The 18,460-nt window shown below is 70.3% G+C and carries 17 protein-coding genes; 6 read left to right on the top strand and 11 right to left on the bottom strand.

Translation table 11 applies throughout. The features are described from left to right. Positions 1–14: 14 nt before the first annotated feature. Positions 15–350, bottom strand: a complete 336-nt coding sequence (locus tag ACIBEJ_RS30935) for a glyoxalase (protein ID WP_397186390.1) — start codon at positions 348–350, stop codon at positions 15–17. Next, complete coding sequence (locus ACIBEJ_RS30930) at positions 347–1,120, bottom strand: trans-aconitate 2-methyltransferase (RefSeq protein WP_397186389.1); 774 nt, start codon at positions 1,118–1,120, stop codon at positions 347–349. Before ACIBEJ_RS30930 ends, ACIBEJ_RS30935 begins: the two co-directional genes overlap by 4 nt. 55 nt (positions 1,121–1,175) lie before the next feature. On the opposite strand from ACIBEJ_RS30930, the gene ACIBEJ_RS30925 reads away from it, so the two are divergent. Next, positions 1,176–1,691: a MarR family winged helix-turn-helix transcriptional regulator gene (locus tag ACIBEJ_RS30925; RefSeq protein ID WP_397186388.1), complete on the top strand. Its 516-nt coding sequence runs from the start codon at positions 1,176–1,178 to the stop codon at positions 1,689–1,691. 279 nt (positions 1,692–1,970) lie between these two features. On the opposite strand, the gene ACIBEJ_RS30920 is transcribed toward ACIBEJ_RS30925, so the two are convergent. The 5 genes from ACIBEJ_RS30920 to ACIBEJ_RS30900 all read right to left on the bottom strand — a co-directional run bounded on the left by ACIBEJ_RS30920 (position 1,971) and on the right by ACIBEJ_RS30900 (position 7,874). Next, a complete protein-coding gene (locus ACIBEJ_RS30920; protein ID WP_397186387.1) occupies positions 1,971–3,167 on the bottom strand; it encodes an RNA polymerase sigma factor in 1,197 nt (398 codons plus the stop codon). A 281-nt stretch (positions 3,168–3,448) separates the two neighbouring features. Next, the gene (locus tag ACIBEJ_RS30915) at positions 3,449–3,805 is read right to left on the bottom strand and encodes a YciI family protein (protein ID WP_397186386.1); all 357 of its coding nucleotides are present in this window, start codon (positions 3,803–3,805) and stop codon (positions 3,449–3,451) included. A gap of 19 nt (positions 3,806–3,824) precedes the next feature. Next, on the bottom strand, positions 3,825–4,220 hold the full coding sequence (locus ACIBEJ_RS30910; RefSeq protein WP_397186385.1) for a DUF6069 family protein: 396 nt from the start codon (positions 4,218–4,220) through the stop codon (positions 3,825–3,827). A 498-nt stretch (positions 4,221–4,718) separates the two neighbouring features. Next, positions 4,719–6,521, bottom strand: a complete 1,803-nt coding sequence (locus ACIBEJ_RS30905) for an ABC-F family ATP-binding cassette domain-containing protein (RefSeq protein WP_397186384.1) — start codon at positions 6,519–6,521, stop codon at positions 4,719–4,721. A 450-nt stretch (positions 6,522–6,971) separates the two neighbouring features. Beyond that, complete coding sequence (locus tag ACIBEJ_RS30900; protein WP_397186383.1) at positions 6,972–7,874, bottom strand: 4-(cytidine 5'-diphospho)-2-C-methyl-D-erythritol kinase; 903 nt, start codon at positions 7,872–7,874, stop codon at positions 6,972–6,974. Positions 7,875–8,010: 136 nt separating this feature from the next. On the opposite strand from ACIBEJ_RS30900, the gene ACIBEJ_RS30895 reads away from it, so the two are divergent. Continuing rightward, positions 8,011–8,826: an arginase family protein gene (locus ACIBEJ_RS30895; RefSeq protein ID WP_397186382.1), complete on the top strand. Its 816-nt coding sequence runs from the start codon at positions 8,011–8,013 to the stop codon at positions 8,824–8,826. Positions 8,827–9,133: 307 nt separating this feature from the next. Here the strand turns inward: ACIBEJ_RS30895 and ACIBEJ_RS30890 are convergent, their stop codons facing one another. Both ACIBEJ_RS30890 and ACIBEJ_RS30885 read right to left on the bottom strand, forming a co-directional pair. Beyond that, the gene (locus ACIBEJ_RS30890; RefSeq protein WP_397186381.1) at positions 9,134–9,997 is read right to left on the bottom strand and encodes an NlpC/P60 family protein; all 864 of its coding nucleotides are present in this window, start codon (positions 9,995–9,997) and stop codon (positions 9,134–9,136) included. Between the two features lie 521 nt (positions 9,998–10,518). Beyond that, positions 10,519–11,040: a peptidase inhibitor family I36 protein gene (locus ACIBEJ_RS30885; protein WP_397186380.1), complete on the bottom strand. Its 522-nt coding sequence runs from the start codon at positions 11,038–11,040 to the stop codon at positions 10,519–10,521. Between the two features lie 224 nt (positions 11,041–11,264). Between ACIBEJ_RS30885 and ACIBEJ_RS30880 the strand changes: the two genes are divergently transcribed. Further along, positions 11,265–12,428, top strand: a complete 1,164-nt coding sequence (locus tag ACIBEJ_RS30880) for a PucR family transcriptional regulator (RefSeq protein ID WP_397186379.1) — start codon at positions 11,265–11,267, stop codon at positions 12,426–12,428. Between the two features lie 83 nt (positions 12,429–12,511). Here the strand turns inward: ACIBEJ_RS30880 and rsmA are convergent, their stop codons facing one another. Then, positions 12,512–13,351 carry a 16S rRNA (adenine(1518)-N(6)/adenine(1519)-N(6))-dimethyltransferase RsmA gene (gene rsmA / locus ACIBEJ_RS30875; protein ID WP_397186729.1) on the bottom strand — a complete coding sequence of 280 codons (840 nt, stop codon included), beginning with the start codon at positions 13,349–13,351 and terminating at the stop codon, positions 12,512–12,514. Positions 13,352–13,443: 92 nt separating this feature from the next. Between rsmA and ACIBEJ_RS30870 the strand changes: the two genes are divergently transcribed. The 3 genes from ACIBEJ_RS30870 (at position 13,444) to ACIBEJ_RS30860 (ending at position 17,482) form a co-directional block, all read left to right on the top strand. Beyond that, positions 13,444–15,048: a serine/threonine-protein kinase gene (locus tag ACIBEJ_RS30870; RefSeq protein WP_397186378.1), complete on the top strand. Its 1,605-nt coding sequence runs from the start codon at positions 13,444–13,446 to the stop codon at positions 15,046–15,048. Next, on the top strand, positions 15,045–16,196 hold the full coding sequence (locus ACIBEJ_RS30865; protein WP_397186377.1) for a hypothetical protein: 1,152 nt from the start codon (positions 15,045–15,047) through the stop codon (positions 16,194–16,196). The genes ACIBEJ_RS30870 and ACIBEJ_RS30865 overlap by 4 nt, the downstream gene beginning before the upstream one ends. Positions 16,197–16,297: 101 nt before the next feature. Next, positions 16,298–17,482, top strand: a complete 1,185-nt coding sequence (locus tag ACIBEJ_RS30860) for an FG-GAP-like repeat-containing protein (RefSeq protein WP_397186376.1) — start codon at positions 16,298–16,300, stop codon at positions 17,480–17,482. A gap of 6 nt (positions 17,483–17,488) precedes the next feature. On the opposite strand, the gene ACIBEJ_RS30855 is transcribed toward ACIBEJ_RS30860, so the two are convergent. Next, entirely contained in the window at positions 17,489–18,415 is a 927-nt protein-coding gene (locus tag ACIBEJ_RS30855; protein ID WP_397186375.1) for a ubiquitin-like domain-containing protein, read from the bottom strand. Positions 18,416–18,460 lie beyond the last annotated feature (45 nt).

Here is an 18,460-nt window from a genome sequence, read left to right as displayed (position 1 = left end):
ATGCCACCGCAAGGTTAACTGCACACGGCCTGCAGGAGCTCGATTCTGTTCCCCACGGGGTCCGTCACGTAGACGCGGCGGTATCCGGGAAAGAGCAGGTCCGCCTCGCCCTCGGGCAGTTCGTCCACCAGGAACGCGGGATGGGCCTTCCTGGCCGGGCGGAAGTCCTCCTCGATGCCGAGGTGCACCTCCACGCCGTCGCCGCGGAACCAGGCGCCGCCGCGTTTGGCCAGTTCCGGCGGCTTCGGCACCTCGGTGAGGCCGAGGAAACCGGCATAGAACTCCCTGAGCCGCGGCTCGCTGCCCTCGGGCGCGGCGAGCTGGACGTGGTGCATGCCGGTGAGCCTCATGTGCGCTCCTTGTGGGCCACCACGAAGATGCGGCGGAAGGGGAAGGCGGTGCCGTACTCCTTGCTGGGATATGCCGTGTCGAAGAGCTTCTTGAGGTCGCGTTTGAAGGCGGTCTGCTCGCCGGGGTTGAGGCGGTCGAGCACGGGTCGCAGGGCGGTGCCCGAGACCCAGGTGAGCACGGCGTCCTCGCCCTGGAGGAGTTGGACGTAGGTGGTCTCCCAGGCGTCGACGCGGGTGCCCATGGAGCTGAGCAGTTCCGCGTACTCCAGCGGGGTCGACACCGGCGAGCCGCGGTCGAACTCGCCGAGCTTGTCGCGCCAGGTGTCGCTGCGGCACAGCTCGCGGATCAGCACGTGGCTGGGCGCGTCGAAGTTGCCCGGCACCTGGAAGGCCAGCCAGCCGTCCTGGGCGAGCGCGTCGACCCAGTGTCCGAGCAGGTCGCGGTGGGTGGGCACCCACTGCAGGACGGCGTTGGAGACCAGGACGTCCACCGGGCGGTCGGGGCGCCACAGGGTGACGTCGGCCACGGTGAACCTGCCGCCGGTCTCGCGGGCCTTGGCGACCATCGCGGGCGAGGAGTCGAACCCCTCGACCGTCGCGCCGGGCCAGCGTTCGGACAGCGACATGGTGAGCTCGCCGGTACCGCACCCGGCATCCACGACATACTGGGGTGCGTCGGCCTGGATTCTGGCGGTCAACTCGAAGAACGGGCGCGACCGCTCGTCGGCGTAGCGTTCGTACGTTGACGGGTCCCAGATATCTCTCGACATAGAGATATTTGATATCGAGACATGTATCTCGATGTCAAGACAGTAGACTGCATCCATGACGGATGCGCACGAGTCCCTTGACGAGGTGGACCGGCTGGTCGCCGCCTGGCGGACCGAGCGGCCCGACCTCGACGTCGAACCCCTTCAGGTGCTCTCGCGCGTCTCCCGCCTAGCCAAGCACCTCGACCGGGCCCGCCGGGCCGCCTTTGCCGAGCACGACCTCGAACCGTGGGAGTTCGACGTGCTGACGGCGTTGCGGCGGGCGGGCAAACCCTATGAACTGTCCCCCGGCGCCCTGTTGCGGGCAACTTTGGTGACATCCGGCACGATGACCAACCGTATCGACCGCCTTGCGCAGGCGGGCCTGGTGCGGCGGCGGCCTGATCCCGAGGATCGGCGCGGGGTGCTGGTGTCGCTGACGGACACGGGGCTGCAGCGGGTGGACTCGGCGTTCTCCGACCTGCTGCGCCGCGAACACGACCTCCTCGCCGGCCTCGACGAGCCCAACCAACGCACCCTCTCCTCCCTCCTCCGCACCCTCCTCGCCCCCTTCGACGCCGACCCGACTTAGCTGTCTTCTGTCTTCCGTTCTTTGGGGTTGCGGCCGCTTGTAGGGTTGCCGCCGCTTGTGGCGTTGCGGCCGCTTGTGGGCTTGCGGCCGCTTGTGGGCTTGCGGCCGTTTTGGGGTTACGGCTGGCGCCTGGTTGCCCGCCTCGCCGTCGTGGGCGCGCGACCGTCGAGCGCCGGCCGTGAAGGCTCACGGGGTTCTCGCCGCTACGACTCCGCCCTTACCCACTGCCGAGGACCCCGCTGGCCACGCCCTCGGGTGTTCTGGCCTGGTTGCCCCGGGCTACTCAGGGGTTTCTGTTAGGTGGGCTCTTCGAGATTTTAGGAAGGTGCGTTCTGTGTCGTTGGTGGCCAGGGTTATGGCCTCGTCGTAGGCGGCTGCCGCCTCGGCTTTGCGGTTCAGGCGGGTGAGGAGGTCGGCGCGGGTTGCCCAGAGGAGGTGGTAGCCCGGGATGTCCAGGTTGTTGACGATGGCCAGGGCTTCTGCCGGGCCCTGGACCTCCGCCACCGCCACAGCTCGGTTCAGGGCGACAATGGGGCTTGGGGTGTGCCTCAGCAACTGGTCGTACAGGGCCAGTACCTGGGTCCAGTCTGTTTTCTCGCCGTCGGTGTGGACCGCGTTGATCGCCGCCTGGATCTGGTACGGGCCTGGCTGGGCTCGGCGTAGGCAGCGCCGTACCAGATCGTGGCCTTCCGCTATCAGGTCGCGGTTCCAGAGTGAGCGGTCCTGGTCGGACAGGACCACCAGTTCGCCCTGGGGGCCCACGCGGGCGGGGCGGCGGGCCTCGGTGAGGAGGAGCAGGGCCAGCAGGCCCACTACCTCCGGCTCGTCGGGCATCAACTCGGCGAGTTCCCTGGTCAGGCGGACGGCTTCCAGGCACAGGTCCGTGCGCAGGAGTTCGCCTGAGGTGGAGGCGTAGCCCTCGTTGAAGACCAGGTAGAGGACGGTCAGCACCGAGGCCAGGCGGTCGGGGAGTTCGGCGGCGCCGGGGACCCGGTAGGGGATGTTGGCGTCGCGGATCTTCTTCTTCGCGCGGACGATCCGCTGGGAGATCGTCGCCTCCGGCACCAGGTAGGCGCGTGCGATCTCGGCCACCTCCAGGCCGCCGAGCAGGCGCAGGGTGAGCGCGGTCTGCGCGAGCGGTGACAGCGCCGGGTGGCAGCAGGTGAAGATCATGCGTAGCTGGTCGTCGCGCACCGGTCCCACCTCCTGCGGGTCGTCGGGCTGGTGCAGCAGCAGCGCCTGCGCGTGGCGGGACTGGCGGGTGGACTCCCTGCGCAGGCGGTCGATCGCACGGTTGCGGGCGGTGGTCACGATCCACGCGCCGGGGTTGGGCGGCAGCGCCTCCTCCCACTTCTGGACGGCCACCGCGAACGCGTCCTGCACCGCCTCCTCGGCCAGCCCGATGTCACCGAGCATGCGCGTGAGCGTGGCCACACACCGGCCGTACTCGGCCCGGTAGACGCCGTCCAGATCCATCCAGGCTCATCCTCACTACTGCTGGTCGTATCCGGATTTATCCGGAATCATCCCCGCTACTGGTCGTGATCCCGACCTATCCGGAACCGTTGCCATCGCTGGTCGCGATCCCGACCTCTCCGAGACCATCGCCACCTCTGGCCGTGATCCCGACCTCTCCGAGACCATCGCCACCTCTGGCCGTGATCCCGACCTCTCCGAGACCATCGCCACCTCTGGCCGTGATCCCGATCTGTCGGGAACCAACTCCGCTGATGGTCGTGGTCCGGATTTATCGGGAATTATCTCCACTGCGCGTCTTCGAACGGGCGTACCTCGATCGGGAACCCGCAGGCCAGTGCGCACCTCTCGGCCCATGCCAGAGCCTCGTCCAGGTTGTCACACTCGATCACCCAGAACCCGCCGAGCTGTTCCTTCGTCTCGGCATAAGGGCCGTCGGTCATCGTGATCGTGCCGTTGCCGGGACGCACCACCGTGGTGGCGTGCGAGGGCAGCAGGCCGCCCGTGAACACCCATGACCCGGCGGCCCGCATGTCGGCGGTGACCTGGTCGGTGCGGGCCTGCTGGTCCCGCAGGTCGTCCTCTGCCGGCCACGGCGTGCTCTCGTCGTACTGAACGGCGAGCAGGTACTTCTTCACGACTGGACTCCTCCGGGGTTCAGGCGGACAGGCGGCGCGCGATCGCCGGGATCACGATCGCGGCGGCGACCACGTGGGTCAGCATCAGCAGCATCTTCGTGGACGTGGCCGCGTCCGCAAGCACATCCGGCACCAGAGACAGCGCGGTGAGCACCATCGTGACGCGTACGAACATCGTGCGGGGACGGCGTGCCCAGCGGGCCAGCACCAGTGCCAGTGCCAGGCCCACCAGGGAGAAGACGACGGTCAGCACGCCGAACCCGGACACCGGAATCGGCACCCCGCCAACCGCGAGGCTGATCCCGGCGAACGCCCCTACGGCGGCGACGACCGAGGTAGCGGCACCGGCTCCGGCGGTCGCGACGAGGCCACTGGTGATCAGGGACTTGGTGGGGGTGACGGTGATGACGGACATGGTGGAGCCTCCGATGAGCATTGACCGACCCGTCGCCGGCCTCTCACCCTGGCTACGAACGCACCCCACGCCATTCGACATCACCGCAAAACAAATCCAACCCCAATTTCCGCGCCCCCACCCACCGCACCCCGGCCAGACCAGCCCGCCGTCAGGCGATCGGCCAGCCATTCCACGCCCGTGCGCGACCTGGACCATGTCAGGACCCCGCGACCGAGCAGCCTGGCATGCCTTGCCGGACCTCCCACGGCCGGGCGACCGCGACCAGCCACCTGTGGCACGCTTCGCGCGCCAACCCGACCACGCCTCGTGCCGGCCATCGCGCCGCGTGTGCCAAACCGACACACGCCTCGCGCCGCAGGCCCATCGCGCCCCGCGCGCCAACCCGACCACGCCTCGTGCCGCCCATCGCGCCGCGTGTGCCAAACCGACACACGCCTCGTGCCGCAGGCCCATCGCGCCGCGTGTGCCAAGCCGATCGGCCACGCGGTACGCCGGCTACTCGCCGAGGCGGTCGGCGGTTTCCAGCCATTCGGCTTCGACGGTGTCCTTCTGGGACTGGATGTCCTTCAGTTGGGCGTCCAGCGAGCCGAGCTTCGCGTAGTCGCTGGCCGCCTCCGCCATCTGTTCGTGCAGCTTCGCCTCCTGGCCCGCGAGCTTGTCTAGCTGGCGCTCCAGGCGGCTCAGTTCCTTGCGGAGTTCGCGTTCCTCCTTGGCCGACAGGCCCGAGGGGGTTTCGGACGGGGGCGGGGTGGCGGGAGCCGTACCGGATGGGGCGGAGGCCAGGCGGGCGGTCAGGGCCGTGCCGGCCGCGCGGCGGTCCAGATACTCGTCTACGCCGCCCGGGAGCATCGACAGCCTGCCGTCGCCGAGCAGCGCCACGCAGCGGTCGGCCACGCGCTCCAGGAAGTAGCGGTCGTGGCTGACCAGGATCAGCGTGCCGGGCCAGCCGTCCAGCAGGTCCTCGAGCTCGTTCAGCGTCTCGATGTCGAGGTCGTTGGTGGGCTCGTCGAGCAGCAGGACGTTGGGATCGTCCATGAGCAGGCGCAGCAACTGCAGCCGCCGCCGCTCCCCGCCCGACAGGTCGCCGACGACCTTCCACTGCGCCTCGCCCTTGAACCCGAGGCGTTCGAGGAGCTGGGAGGCGGTCCACTCGCGCTTGCCGACCTGGATGTACTTGCGGATCTCCTCGACGGTCTCCAGTACGCGGCGCGTCGGGTCCAGTTCGGCCAGTTCCTGGGAAAGATGTGCCAACCGGACCGTCCTGCCGCGCACCACGCGGCCCGAGTCCGGCTGGACCGTGTCCGCGAGCAGCCTCAGCACCGACGACTTGCCGGAGCCGTTGACCCCGATCAGCCCGATCCGGTCACCCGGCCCGAACTGCCACGTGCACCCGTCGAGCACCAACGGCCCACTCCCCGGGCCACCGGCGTGGAGGGTGACGGCCTCAAGGTCGTACACGGTCTTGCCCAGCCGCGCCGTCGCGAACTTCACCAGTTCCACGCTCTCGCGCGCCGGCGGCTCGTTGGCGATCAGCGCCTGCGCGGCCTCGACGCGGAACTTCGGCTTCGAGGTACGCGCGGGCGGGCCCCGGCGCAACCAGGCGATCTCCTTGCGCATGAGGTTCTGGCGGCGTTCCTCGGCGGCCTGGGCGATGCGGGCCCGCTCGGCCTTGGCCAGGACATAAGCCGCGTAACCCCCCTCATACCGCTCGACCCTGCCGTCCACGACCTCCCACGTGCGCGTGGAGACGGCGTCGAGGAACCACCGGTCGTGCGTCACCACGACGAGCGCGCTCTTGCGGGTGGCCAGGTGCCCGGCCAGCCAGGCGATGGCCTCGATGTCCAGGTGGTTCGTGGGCTCGTCGAGCATGATCAGCTCGTGCTCGTCGATGAGCAGCTTGGCCAGCGCCGTACGCCGCCGCTCCCCGCCCGACAGCTCCGAAACCTTCGACTCCAGGTCGAGGTCGCCGATCAGGTTGGCCAGAATCTCCCGTACCCCCTGGTCACCGGCCCACTCATGCTCAGCCCGCCCGCCCAGGACGGTTTCGCGCACGCTGAGCCCAGGATCGAGCGTGTCCTGCTGGGCGAGCACACCGATCCGCAGACCGCGGTTGTGCGTGACCCGCCCGCTGTCCGGCCTGACCTCACCCGAGATCACCGCCAGCAGCGTGGTCTTGCCACCGCCGTTGCGCCCGACGACCCCGATCCGCTCACCGGCCTCCACACCGAGGGAGACATCGCTGAGCAACGGCTTGGGGCCGTAGGCATGGGAAACAGACTCAAGATTGACCAGATTCATGGCCGTCCCAGCGTACTGGCAACCCAACGCCACCCAACCCCCACGCCCAACCACCCCAAGCGGTCACGCCACACGGACTGACCGGCACCACGCCAGGCAGAGCGCGCGGATGGGTCCGCTCAACATGGCGCCCTCAGGGGGTCAAGGGCGGAGTTGTTACGGCGAGCGCCACGTGAGCCCTCACGACCATCGCTCGACAGACCTCCACCAGGTACGGCGGGGCGGGTGGGGTGGCGCAGCCGTAACGGATGGCAAAACACCTCCACCAGGCACGGCGGGCCGGCACGTTGGCGCAGCCGTAACGGATGGCAAAACACCTCCACCAGGCACGGCGGGCCGGCACGTTGGCGCAGCCGTAACGGATGGCAAAAGACCTCCACCGGGCACAGCGGGGCGGGCGCAGCCGTAACGGATGGAAGAGGAGCGGACCTTCAAGGCGCGGCGGGCTTGTCAGAGCACTTGGGCGCCAGGCGCGGCGCCCGTGGTGGGGACGGCGGTGTGGCAGGTGGAGGAGGCGGCGAGGGCGACGGACAGCTCGCGGGCGTGTTCGGCGTCGGTGGCCAGGAAGGCGCAGGTCGGGCCGGAGCCCGAGACGATGGCGCCGAGCGCGCCGAGCTCGCGGCCGGTCTCCAGTGTGCGGGCCAGGCTGCGGCGCAGCATGAGGGCGGCGGGCTGCAGGTCGTTGGTGAGGACCGCACCCAGCGCGGCCGCGTCGCCGGTGCGCAGGGCGTCCAGCAGGGGTTCGCTGACCTGCGGCCAGCCGACCGCCTCGCCGGTGGCCTCGCGCAGTCGGTCGCACTCGGCATACACCCTCGCCGTCGACAGGCCGCCGTCGGCGACCGCGAACACCCAGTGGAAGGTGCCACCGGTCTCCAGAGCGGACAGCACCTCGCCCCGCCCGGTGCCGACCGCGGTGCCGCCGAGCAGCGAGAACGGCACGTCGCTGCCCAGGTCCGCGGCGATCTCCATCAGGTCCTCGTCCGGCAGGCCAAGCCCCCACAGCTCGTTGCACGCCACCAGCGCACCGGCCGCGTCGGCGCTTCCCCCCGCCATCCCCCCGGCGACCGGGATCGCCTTCCTGATGACCAGTTCCACGCCGTAGCTGCGGCCCGCGTGCTTGGCCAGCGCGCGGGCGGCCTGGATGGCCAGGTTGCCGTCGTCGAGCGGCACCTGGTCGGCCCACTCGCCCACCACGCTCACCTTGACCTGTTCCGACTCCCTGGCCTCGATCTCGTCGAAGATCGAGACGGCGTGGAAGACGTTCACGAGGTCGTGGTAGCCGTCGTCACGCAAGGGTCCGACGGAAAGCTGCACATTGACCTTCGCGGGCACCCGTACGGTCACCGAACTCATCGATCTTCTGCCACTTCCGTCGCCTCGGAGTCAGGACCCTCGATGGTAGCGGGCTCCCGGCCGCCCCACGCCCCAACCCGAATCCGCACGTCACCCCGACCGTGCTCTTCGTCCGGAGATGGTGCATCGTGGGCAGATGACAGTGATTTCGGTATTCGAAGTGCCGCAGTGGCGGTCGTCCAGCTCCCGTACGGCCGAGCGCCTCGTCAAGGGCGCGGACCTGCTGGCCGGGATGGTGCCCGGCGGCGACCGGGTGCGGGTCGAGGTGGCGGAGGGCACCTCCCCCGCCGAACTCGCCGTCACCGCCTCCCGCGTCCGCGCCGCCCAGGCCGGTGTCCAGGGCTTCCCGGTGACGATGGGCGGTGACTGCGGGGTCGACCTGGAGCCGATCGCCGCGGCTGTGCGCCGGTATGGGGATCGGCTGGTGGTGCTGTGGTTCGACGCCCACGGGGATCTGAACACGCCCGACACCTCTCCTTCCGGGGCCTTTCACGGGATGGTCCTGCGGGCGCTCACCGGCGAGGGACATCCTGAGCTGCTGCCCGAGGTTCGCCTGAACCCCCGGCGGATCGTCCTCGCCGGGTCGCGTGATCTGGATGCGGCCGAGGCCGAGTTCATCGAGGAGCACGGGGTTCGTCACCTTCGTGTGGAGGATCTGGTTGAGCCGGACGTCCTGCTGGACGGGGTTGCGCGGGCCGCCGACGGCGAGGTGGTCGTCTACGTCCACATCGACCTGGACGTGCTGGATCCCGAGCACTTCACATCTGTCGGGGCACCGGCTCCTGACGGCTTGCGACCCGACCAGTTGCTGACCTTGGTGGAAGCCGTGGCTGACCGGCACGAGATCGTCGGCCTCGGCATCACCGAGTACGAACCCAACGCCCCAGCCGACCAAACCACCCTCACCCCTCTGGTCTCCGCCCTGGTCAAAACCTGCACCCAACCCCACTAACCCTCCCCACCCCCCACCACCCCGACCCGCGCCACCCACCCACACCCCCGACTAGTTAGCAGCTACCAGCGAAGGGACAGCAGGGCGTGCAGCGGCCTTGGTATGCGAGACACGGGATCACGGATCGGGTGACGGGGGTGAGGACTCGCGGTTGAGGTGGGTCAGTGGGGCGGTGACTGCGGCCCGCTGGTGGCCGGGGTGGGGTGGGTGGCCACGGCCCGCCGGTGGTGGGGGTCGGGGGCCGTGGCCACGTGGGTGGGGTTGGCCGGGCGGGTGGGGTGGGGTTGGCTGGGTGAGGGTGTTTGGGTTAGCCGGGGCGGACGGCGCCTCGGTAGGTGGAGCGGTAGTACGTGGACTTGAGGAAGGCGGTCTTTCTGACCACGTCGCCTGTCTTGGGGGCGTGGATCATGATGCCGTCGCCCAGGTACAGGCCCACGTGGGTGGGGTCGCCTGTGCCGCCGCCGAAGAAGAGCAGGTCGCCCTTGCGCAGGTCGGACAGCGCCACGCGGCGGCCCTGGCGGAACTGGGTGCCCGTGTAGTGGCCCAGGGTCACGCCTGCCCTCGACCATGCGTACAGGGTCAGGCCGCTGCAGTCGAAGCCGACGGTGTTCGCGCCTCTGCCTATGCCTCTGGTGGCGCCGGATGCGGCGCCGCCGCCCCAGGAGAACGGGGTGCCCAGCTTGGACAGGGCCGCCTTGGCCGCCGTCTCGCCCTTGGCCGCGGGCTTGGGGGCCTCACCCTTGGGTTTTGGCTTGGGGGCCTCACCTCCGAGTGTCGGCTTGGGAGCATCGCCCCTGGGAGTCGGATTGGGGGTCTCACCTCTCGGTGTCGGGTTGGGGGACTCGTCCCTGGGGGTGGGGTTCGGGGTCTCCTCTTTGGGGTTGGGGGTCGGTCTTTCCGGTTTGATGGTGATGGGGGTGGATGGCCAGGGATGGGGAGGGTGGGTTGGTGCGGGCCTGATCGCGATGACTTTGGTGCAGGCCACTGCTGGGAGGGTGATCACCCGCTTCACCTCTCGGGCGACGGGACTGACGAAAAAGGTCTCGGATTCCAGGCCGGTTGTACGCGCGTTCGGGGCCGGGATGGTGATGACCACCTGGCACTCGGCGCTCGGCGCGGGGACGGTGCTCAGCGTGGCCAGGAAGCCGCCGCCGAGGGTGAGCCACATCATGGTGTTCTCCTGGGTTGGATGGATGGGAGGCCCAGGATCGTGCGGATCGGGTGGCGGTTTCAGGGGCGAACGCGGTTCTGGGGACGATCACGCGGGTTCGCGCGACGGGCTGTGGACAACCGGGGTACGGCATTGCCGTCCCGCCGTAGAGGCGCTCGGCGAAGAGAGCGCTGAACGCTGGAGTGCCCGGGCGCGGAAATTTCGAGCGCTGGGGGTGCCGGGCGCTGGGGGTGCCGGGCGCGGGAGTGCCGTGCCCTGGAGCGCGCGAGCAGGGCGCGGGGGTGCCGGACGCTGGGGGCCGGACGCTGGGGGCGCCGGGCGCTGGAGGTGCCGGGCGCTGGAGGTGCCGGGCGCTGGAGGTGCCGGGCGCTGGAGGTGCCGGGCGCGGGGGTGCCGGGCGCGGAGGGTGCCGGACGCTGGAGTGCGCGAGCAGGGCGCGGGAGTGGCGGTGAGTTTGTAGGAATGCACCATGGCGGTCCTGCGTCATTGCAGGACCGCCACGGGCGTGTGGGGTGAATTGCCTAGAAGCAGTTCAGGCTGGACGCCTTGTCGTTAAGGCTCCTGGACAGACCGGCGCTCTCGGTGAAGGAGAACATCTGGAAGAGCCGGCCGCCACCCAGGCCGATGTCCGACCACACGTCGACGTCGAAGTCGGTGTTGTTGGCCCAGGACGAGGTCACGTCGTTGAAATTGAACGCGGTCAGATTGACGACGCGGTTGTCGCAGAGCCTGTCGCGGAATGAAACGACGCTCCCCCCGAAGTTGGAGTCGCTGAACAGGCAGAACCGGCCGTCGGGGCAGGGCGCGACGTCCGCCGCCTGGGTTCTGGCGTTCTTGGCTACCAGGGTCAGGATGATGTCGCCGTTCTGCCAGGCGATGGTGTTCTTGCTGGTCTGCTTGCCTCCGGGGCTCTCGGCCAGGATCTTGTCGATCTTCTGCTGGACGGGGTCCGTGGTGGCGGAGGCCGCCGTGGCGCCGGCGGCGCACAGCAGCGTCAGGCCCACCGAGATCGCGGCGAGGATTGCGGCCAGACGGTGTTTCATTTCTCGGGTCCTCCGGAAATGTGAGGTGAGTTTGGACGCCTCAATTAACGCCGCGCCAATTCTGTGAAGGCAAGGCTGTTTCCGGTGGTTTGCGGGCTGTGATGAAACGGCATTGGCAATCCGATGCGCATTCACCAGATCTGATAAATCTCCCGACTTCTGTAATCCAGAGCGGGCGTCCACACGAATGACGACGAAGGCACGGGTCTCACTGGGGGGTTCGGGTGAGTGACTTCTTCGGCATGATGGCGAAACGGGTGGACGCCAATGCGCGCAGGGCGGTCCAGGTTTATGCGCGTGACCTGCCTGAATGGCGGACGATGGCCGCCAGTGACCGCGCCCACGCGGCGGTGCTGGACTTCGCGGTGCTGCTGCGGCGCCGTACCGTGGAACTCGCTTCCGACGATCAGCCGTTCACCGACGAGGACCTGGCCGTCATCGCCTCGGTCGGGCACGAACGCGGGCGTGCCGGGGTCTCGCTGGATTCCGCCCGGCGGGTGCTCGGTATGCACACCACGCTCATGGTGCGGGAGATGCACGAAGTGCAGGAGGCGGCCGGGACGGCGGTGCTGAACGACCTGCTGAGGACGCTCGGGTGGTTCGGCCAGCAGGGGATCCCCGCGCAGGACGCCTATACACGGGGGTTTCTGGACGGGCAGCGACATCTTCTGGCGGATGGTGAACGGGTGCAGCAGTTCGCCACTGCTTTGCTTGCCGGCGATCCTGCCGCTGAGCTCGGGTTTCTGTTGGATATGCCGGCGGCCTCGCATTACACGGTGACGGTCGTACGGATCGCCGATCCGGATTTCCGGCCTGACTCCGCCGCTCGGGCCGAGATTCTCGGGGTCCTGGTCGACATGGAGCGGCTGCCCATGCGGTGGAACGACCGGCTGGAGTTCGTCGTGTTGCTGCCCGCCTCGGATCATGACCAGAAGCGGGCGTTGCCGCTGGTCACCGCGTTCGCCGAGTCCGTTGGACGTCCTTGTGCCGTCGGCGCCGCCACCGCGAGTGTGTCGGCCCTGCCCGGCGCTCTGTCTCTGGCCCGGCAGATCAGCCGGGCGGCCGCCGTCGAGCACGTCCCGCGCCGGGTCAGCACCATCGCCGACGTCTTCGTCGAGCTTGGGGCGTCCCGGGTGCCTGAGGCCGACCAATGGCTGCGGCAGGTGGCCCATCGGCTCTCCCTGGGACCGGATCTGGTGGCCACCCTCGACGCCTTCTACCGGCACGACATGAACCGGCTGGCGACCGCGAGCCACCTGTTCGTGCATCCCCGCACTCTTGATTACCGTCTGCGCCGGACGAGAGAACTGACCGGGATCGACCCCACCACCACACACGGTGTACGCACGCTGTCGGCCACCGTCACCCGCATTCTCGCTGCCCGCTGAGGTGACCCGCGTGGTCAGGGCGCGCATGGGCTGAGGGCGTTTCGGGGGAAGAGCGGGCCGGTAAGATCCGATCCCGCAAGGCGTCAGGGGGTGTTTTCGGCGATGCGGGTGAAGGCGGTGATGTCGAGTTGTTCGCCTCGTGCCGACGGATCGACGCCTGCCGCCCGCAAGGCGGTCTCGGCGGCGGAAGGGCTGCCGGCCCACGTGGACAGGGCGGCTCGGAGGGTTTTGCGGCGCTGGGCGAAGGCGGCGTCGATGACGGCGAACACCTGTTCACGCGTCGCCGACGTGGCAGGGGGCTCCCGGCGGGTCAGGGAGACCAGGCCGGAGTCCACGTTGGGGACGGGCCAGAACACCGTGCGTCCCACCGGCCCGGCCCTGCGCACGTCGGCGTACCAGGCGGCCTTGACGGACGGCACGCCGTACACCTTGGAGCCGGGTGCGGCGGCGAGCCGGTCGGCGACCTCGGCCTGGACCATCACCAGCGACTTGCGCAGCGACGGCAGCGCCTCCAGCAGGTGGAGCACGACGGGGACGGCCACGTTGTAGGGGAGGTTCGCGACCAAGGCTGTCGGCAAATATCCGGACAAGTCGTCGGCACCGATCCGCAACGCGTCGGCCCCCACCACGGTCAGCTTCTCCGACAGGCCACGCCCAGCCACCGTCACCGGCAACTGCGCGGCCAGCACCGGATCGATCTCCACCGCCACCACGTGCCGAGCGGACGCCAGCAGCGCCAGCGTCAAGGACCCCAGCCCCGGCCCCACCTCGATCACGACGTCGTCCGGCCCGACCTCGGCCACCCGGACGATGCGGCGGACGGTGCCGCCGTCGATCACGAAGTTCTGCCCGAGTCGCTTCGTCGGACGAAGATCGAGCTTGTCCGCCAAATTACGTATTTCTACCGGGCCTAGCAGGTCCATCATCCAACTAGTCTCCCGCACCGAAGAACCTGAGATAGCGGACGGGGGGCACCACAGGGGAGGATGGCGTGAAAGACGAAGGGACATCCCTGATGGAGCCAACGGGCGCCGCGCCACTACGCCCGACGGATCCCCGGGAAATCGGCCCTTATCGGCTGCTCGGCCGGCTCGGCGAGGGCGGCATGGGCACGGTTTTCCTGGCACGGGCGCCAGGCGGGCGATTTGTCGCGGTGAAGGTGGTGAAGTCGGAGTTCGCGAACCAGGAAGGCTTCGCGGCCCGCTTCCACGCCGAGGTGGACAACGCCCGGCGGGTCGCCTCGTTCTGCACCGCCCAGGTTCTCGACAACGGCAACAGCGACGAAGGCCGTCCCTACATGGTCACGGAATTCATCGCAGGCACGCCTTTGTCGGAGCAGATCGCGAGATTCGGCGCTCTGGAGGCCGGTCCCCTGCACGGCGTCGCCCTCGGGGTGGCCGCGGCCCTGGCCGCCATCCACGTCGCCGGGCTGGTCCACCGCGACCTCAAGCCGGCCAACGTCATCCTCAGCCTCTCCGGCCCCCGCGTGATCGACTTCGGCATCGCCCGCGCCCTGGACCGCGAGACCGGCTTCACCCTGTCCGGCGAGCTCCTCGGCAGCCCCGGCTGGTGGGCCCCCGAGCAGGTACGCGGCGAGCAGGTCACCCCCGCCGCCGACGTCTTCTCCTGGGGCTGCCTGGTCTCCTATGCCGGAACCGGCCGCCACCCGTTCGGGCGCGGCGACGTGATCACGCTGGCCACCCGCGTGCTCAACGGGCCGCCGGACATCGGCAGGCTGCCCGCGCCCCTCGACGATCTGGTACGGCGGGCCACCGCCATGGACCCCACCCAGCGCCCCACCGCCCAGGACCTCCTCCTCGCCCTGGTCAGCGGCGGCGCCCCGGCACCGGCGGCCGACCCACCCACGCTGGCCGGCACCGAACTGCTCCGCGACTGGCAGCCACCCCAGAACGTCGTCGACACCCCCGACATCACCGCCACCTTCTCGATCACCCCCACCCCGCCGCCCCGGCTCCCCGCGACCGCCCCCGCCGCCCGGCCCCAGCCGGCCCAGGGCACCACGATCCAGGAGCCCGCGGAACTCCTCCCACCCGTCGAGTACGCCACCTCTCCTCCGCCCGGCTACCCCCCGGAGCGCCCGCGGACCAGAGGCACCCGCTGGCTGATGGCGGCGGCGGCAGCCGTACTGGCGCTGGCGCTGACCACTGGCGTCCTGATCTGGCAGGGCTCGCGCAACAGCCCCGCGGTCCGCGACACCCCGCGGGCGGAAAGTACGACGATCACCGACGTCGGCCGCAGGTTCCAGCTCAGCGCCGCCTTCGACGGCCCGCAGTTGATCATCGCGACCGCCCCCGAGTGCGGCGTGGCCGGATACCAGGGCGCCACCCCCGCCAACGGCCAGTTCTGCCTGCTCCGCTGGACCATGCTCAACCCCGGCGGCGAGCTCACCACGGTCGGCACCCCCGCCCTCACCCTCATCGACGACAGGAACGGCCGCCACGACCCGCTCCCGGTCTCCTCCCAGCTCCCGGCCGCGCTGACGGCGGGGGGCCGCTTCGACGGCGTGTTCGTGTTCGACCTGCCGCCGGTCAGGAAGGCGGCGCGGCTGTCCGGCACGATGTTCACCGGCGGCAAGCAGATCGAGGTGCGCCTGTCATGATCGTGCGTACCCTCCTCATCCTCGGCCTGACCGCCCTGCCCTTCACCTCCGCCCAGACGGCCTGCACGGGCCAGAGCGCCTTCGACGCCGCCGCGGGCGACCCCTTCGCCAACGGCGGCAAGGGCGCGGTCCACCCGCTGTCCGGCACGAACGTGACGAGCGTCCCCCAGCCGCCCCTGGCCGAGGGGGACGCGTTCGGCTGGTCGGTGAAGCTCGCCATGGTCAACGACGACACCTGCGCCGACCTGGTGGTGGGCGCGCCGTACACGGACGTGAAGGGCGTGCGCGACGCGGGCGCGGTCCACATCCTGTACGGCGGCGCCGCCCAGCCGCCCCAGTTACTCACCGCCCCGCAACCCCAGCAGGACGCCCACTTCGGCTGGTCCCTGGCGGCGACGGGCAACCTCCTGGCCATAGGCGCCCCCCATGAGGACGAGGCCCAGACCGCCGACACAGGCTCCGTATACCTCAAATCCCCCATCACACCCCTTAGACGGATAAGTCAGGAATCGCCGGAAGTGCCGGGCAACGGCGAGGTCGGCGACCAGTTCGGCTACTCGGTGGCGCTGTCCAAGGATCGGGAGCTGTTCGTCGGCGTGCCGTACGAGAACGACGACGGGGCGGGCCGCCAGGTCGGGACGGGCAAGATCCACTCAGGCCAGATCACGATCATCGCCGATGCCACCGCCCCGCGCCTGCAGGGCCTGAAGTGGGACTCCCCCACCAAGAAGGCCGGCGACCGGTTCGGCTACGCGCTCGCCTACACCGACGGCGTGGGCCTGGCCGTGAGCGCGCCCGGCCCCGGCTACGTGCAGCTCTACACCCCTGACCTGCGCCCGGCCCGCACCATCCGCCAGGGCGGTCAGGGCTTCGGCTTCGCGCTGGCGATCTCGCCGGACGGACGGCTGGCCGTGGGCAGTCCGTACGGCGGCGGCGTCCTGCTCACCTCGTTCCAGCCCTCCGGTCAGGACCGGCGCCTGAACCTGGACGGCTGGGCGGTGGCGTTCAGCGGCAACCGCCTGCTGGCGGGCCAGCCAGACGCGGGCAGAGCGGGCCAGGTCGCCATCCTGGGCCGCAACACCGACGACGTGACCCGCGCCGAACCCTCAACCGGCGCCGACTTCGGCGCCAGCCTGACGGGCCAATGAGCTGAACCGGAGACGACCAAGGCGAAGACAGGGCGAGCCGGAGACGGGCGGAGACGAGGACGGGCGGAGACGAGGACGGGCGGAGATGGAGGCGGGGTGAGATGAAGGTCGTGGCGGTGATCATGATCCTGCTGCTGACGGCCTGCACCGCGGCGGACGGTGACCGCCGCCCCGCCGCCGACTGCGCCAAGGCCACCCCGCGCGACATGGACGGCGACGGCCGCGACGACCTGGTGGCAGGCGACACCGAGCAGTGGCGCGGCGGCCCAGGCGCGCTCTACCTGATCACCGCGGGAAAGGTGATCAAGCTCCCGTCCCCGGACAAGGCCGCCAGGGGCCTGGGCGCCGCCGTGGCCATGGGCGACCTGGACGGCGACGGCTGCGCGGACGTGGTGGCGGGCGCGCCGTACACGGACGTGGCGGGCATGCCGGGCGCGGGCGCCGTCTACATCCTGTACGGCGGCGGCAGCAAACCACCGGGAAAGCTGGTGGCCCCCACCCCGAGACCGGGAGCGGCGTTCGGCGAGTCCCTGGCCGTCCACGGCGACCGGATCGCGGTCGGCGCCCCGCACGACGACGCCGACGGCGTCACCGCCGCCGGTTCCGTCCACCTGGCAAGAAAGGGGACGATCCACCGCACGATCACCCAGGACTCCCCCGGCATCCCGGGCACCAGCGAACCCTACGACCGCTTCGGCACCGCCCTGGCGATGGGACCGGACGCGGTGCTCGTGGGCACGCCGTACGAGGGGACGGCCACGCTGGTCGGCGACCGGGCGACCAGGCTGAGCCCACCCACGACCTGCCGCGACCACACCGCCACCAACAACCGAGCCACCGCCCTCGATCACGACCCCACTCGCGGCTACGCAGCCACCCTCGCCTACCACCGGGGCTTCGTCGTGGGCGGCTGCGGCCAGGTGCGGGTCCATGACGACGACGGCCAACCCAAGTCCAGGCTGAGTAGGAAGACGGAGCCCACCCCGGACGACGGCCAGCCCAGGTCCGGGCTGAGCAGCACCGCGGAGCCCACCCTGCTGGCGGCCTCGTCCCAGGGCTACGCGGTGGTGTGGAGCGACGGCGCGTGGCAGGCGCCGCCCACGGAAGCCCGCCCCTGGCAGCAGCCGGAGCCCTGGTCGGCCGCCCTCACCACGACAAGCCTGGCCGTCGGCATGCCGACGGCCAGTCCGGGCGGCGCCGTAGCCGTCCTGGACCTCAAATCCGGAAAAATCCAGACCTACCGCGCCCCCGGCAGCACCCAACTCGGCGACGCGCTCGCCGGCTGACCCCGATCAGCCGAACAACCGGGCCCCGCAGTGCGGCCACTGCCCCTCCCACCGGCCGCTCACCCGCTGGTACAGCAGCTGGGCCCGGTAGGTCTGCTCCTCCGCCGGCCACATCACCGGCGTCCCCGCCCCGCCGACCGACTGCCAGCTCGCCAGGCTGAACTGGTACATCCCGTAGTAGGGCCCGGCCGGGTTGACCGCCCTGGGGTTGCCGTTCGACTCGCACTGCGCCAGCCCCGCCCAGTTGAGCCCCGCCACCTCCGCCTGCACCGGCACCGTGCGCGGCGGCAGCACCGGTCCGGGCGGCGTCACCCTGATCACCGTCCCCTGCCTGGGAAAGCTGTCCGGCGACGGCGAGACCTTGTACCCCCGAGGCGTCCTGATCCGCTCCTGCCGCAGCACCTGCCGGACCGTTCCAGCGGTGGTCCTGACCCATTTGCGGACCTTCCCGGCGATCACCTGCACGCGCCGCGAGGTGTACATGGTCAGCGACATCCCCGACAGCGGCACCGCCCCGTCGGGCGGGGCCGACAGCCGCCCGCCCGCGTGGTCGATCTCCAGCTCGGCCAGCGCGTCGGCCACGTTCGTCGCGGTCACCATGCGGTTGCTGGTGCGGCCGTCGACGGTCACCCGGAACGGCCGCGCGTGCCTGACCACGATCGTGGCGCCGTCGACGACCTGGTCGTGCCCGCCGGGCCGAAGGTAGTCGCCAAGCCCGACCGCCACCTCGGCCTCCGTCAGCAGTTCGAACACCGATCCGGCGAAGCTGCGCATCACGACGGTCTCGCCGTCCACGACGAGCTTGATGTCCTTGGCCATGCTCGCGACGGCCACCAGCGCGCCCGCGACCGCCACCGCGGCCACGCCGACCACCGGCGTCCAGGGCGAGCGCCACGGGACCCGCGGGCGCGGAGCGCGCCTTCTGCCACGCATGGGCGACCTCCGGAGAGACTCGGGCGCCCGACGCTAGCGGCGCCC

This window comes from Nonomuraea sp. NPDC050790 (assembly GCF_044456745.1).
Lineage (GTDB): Bacteria > Actinomycetota > Actinomycetes > Streptosporangiales > Streptosporangiaceae > Nonomuraea.
The sequence above is the reverse complement of the archived record's forward strand: the minus strand, read 5'-3'. Positions and strand labels throughout refer to the sequence as shown.